Genomic DNA, 1,929 nt, shown 5'->3' with positions numbered 1-1,929 from the left:
CTGCTTCCACGAGCCGAAGGTCAACCGGACCTATGCCGATCTCGCCGCCCATTACGACACGGCGGTCATCCCGGCGCGGCCCTACAAGCCGCGAGACAAGGCCAAGGCCGAGGTTGGGGTCCAGCTGGCGCAGCGCTGGATTGTGGCGCGGCTGCGCAACCGGCGGTTCCGCTCGCTGTCCGAGCTGAACGCCGTGATCCGCGAGCTCCTGGAAGGGATCAACGGCAAGGTCACCCGGCACCTGTAGCGCATCGACGCGCTGTTCGGGATCGAGCGCGAGCTCAGCGGCCTCGGTGCTGCCGCCCGCCTAGAGGCGCGACAGCGCCTGTCGGCGCCGCTGGTCGGCGAACTGGAAGCCTGGCTGCGCGCCGAGCGGGCACAGCTTTCCAAGCATGCAAAGGTCGCCAAGGCGATCGACTACCTTCTGTCGTCTGCCCACTGGCCCGGCTTCACCCGCTTCCTCCAGGATGGCCGGGTCTGGGCGCTGTTGCGCAAATCAACTGATGACCGCAATTCCCCTTTCCCCGGACACACTTATCCTGCGGCCACGGTCGTCGGGATTCCGAGGGCAGTGAAGCGGTTCAGGACCGCCACCCGGATCTGGACCTCGGCCACCTGGCGGTCGAAGTCGCGGGCCATCAGCCTCTGCCCGAGCAGCTTCACGCAGTTCATTTTCGTTTCGACCCTGCTGCGGCGATGGTACCCGCTCCAGTTCCGCCAGAGCGCCCGGCCCAGGTGCTTCGATGCCCGCAGGATCTCGTTGCGTGCGCGAGCTCCTGCCGTGTCCGGCTTCCAGGGCCTGGCGGTGCGGCGGGGCGGAAGTGAGGAGGATGAGCAAAAGGTCTGGGGGACCTTTTGCCCGACGAACCGCCGCCGCGCCGCGGGCCGCGATGGCATCATGGCAGGCGCGCGTGTCATAGGCGCCGTCGGCCGTCACCGTGGCGATCTTCTCTTCCGCCGGGATCTGCGCAAGCAGATCGGGCAGCATCGGCGCATCTCCGACATTGCTGGAGGTGACCTCGACAGTCCGGATCTCCAATGTTTGCTCATCGATCCCGAGGTGGATCTTGCGCCAGACCTTTCGTTTCGAGCCGCCATGCTTGCGCGTGTGCCGTGCTGCGCGCTTTCGCGGCCCCACCGGGGCCACGGTCGCTCCGCACCCTTCGCCTTCCACCTTGATGCCGGTGCTGTCGATGAGCAGGTGCAAAGCACCTTTCGAACCGCGAAACGGAATGGTCACGTCCAATGTCATCTGGCGGCGTGACAGCGTGCTGAAGTCCGGCACGGACCACCCCAGCCCGGACAGTTCCAGCAGGCTTGCCATGAAGCCGCGCGCCATTGCCCTCGGACCAATGGCGGACAATGGCACGCCCTGGCGGAGCGGCAGCCCGAGGAGGATCTTGAGGGTCAGGCAGGCCTGGATCGCGGCGTCGCTATAGGCATGCTGGCGGCCGCGATGCCCGGACGGCACCGCGTCCCATTGCATCGAGGGATCGAACCAGACCGTCAGCGATCCACGCTGCTTCAGCGCCTGGTTATATGCGGGCCAGTTGGTGGTCTTGTAGGTCGGCTTCGGCGGTCTGCTCATGCAAGCCCGCTACTACATTGGATTCACGAAGTGAATCCCGGAGCCTCTTTGTGCAACAACGCCGGTTCAAAGTCATGTCCTTGTCCAGCTAGACCAGGAGCGAGCCGCGCCTCTTCAGCGCGTCGTTATAGGATTTCCAGTTGGTCGTACGGTAGCGGGCAGGTTCAGGCTTGCACATGGCAGGTTCGTAACCCACCGGATTCATAACGTGAATCCCGGAAGGTGCTGAGTTTTGCAACAATGCCGCCCTAGGCTCAGGACCCATTGATTTCGGCTGGACGGCATGATTCAGCGTTCGAAAACGAGCGGTGACATGTCTGATCTCTTCTGGCTGAGCGACG

1 protein-coding gene and 3 pseudogenes are annotated in these 1,929 nt (G+C 64.5%); 2 read left to right on the top strand and 2 right to left on the bottom strand.

Going from position 1 to position 1,929, the window contains the following annotated elements:
• Together HCC78_RS35140 and HCC78_RS35135 are read left to right on the top strand one after the other, a co-directional pair.
• A pseudogene (locus tag HCC78_RS35140) lies at window positions 1-244 on the top strand (IS21 family transposase); the annotation flags it as partial.
• Between the two features lie 3 nt (window positions 245-247).
• Window positions 248-478 (top strand): annotated as a pseudogene (locus HCC78_RS35135) (transposase); the annotation flags it as partial.
• Window positions 479-534: 56 nt separating this feature from the next.
• Here the strand turns inward: HCC78_RS35135 and HCC78_RS32300 are convergent.
• Both HCC78_RS32300 and HCC78_RS33420 read right to left on the bottom strand, forming a co-directional pair.
• Window positions 535-1,588, bottom strand: a pseudogene (locus HCC78_RS32300) (IS5 family transposase).
• Window positions 1,589-1,676: 88 nt separating this feature from the next.
• Window positions 1,677-1,929: hypothetical protein (locus tag HCC78_RS33420; protein WP_216671419.1), on the bottom strand; the 253-nt coding region annotated here is incomplete at its 5' end.

Source organism: Mangrovicoccus sp. HB161399 (assembly GCF_013184745.1).
Classification (GTDB): Bacteria; Pseudomonadota; Alphaproteobacteria; order Rhodobacterales; family Rhodobacteraceae; genus Mangrovicoccus.
The sequence above is the reverse complement of the archived record's forward strand: the minus strand, read 5'-3'. Positions and strand labels throughout refer to the sequence as shown.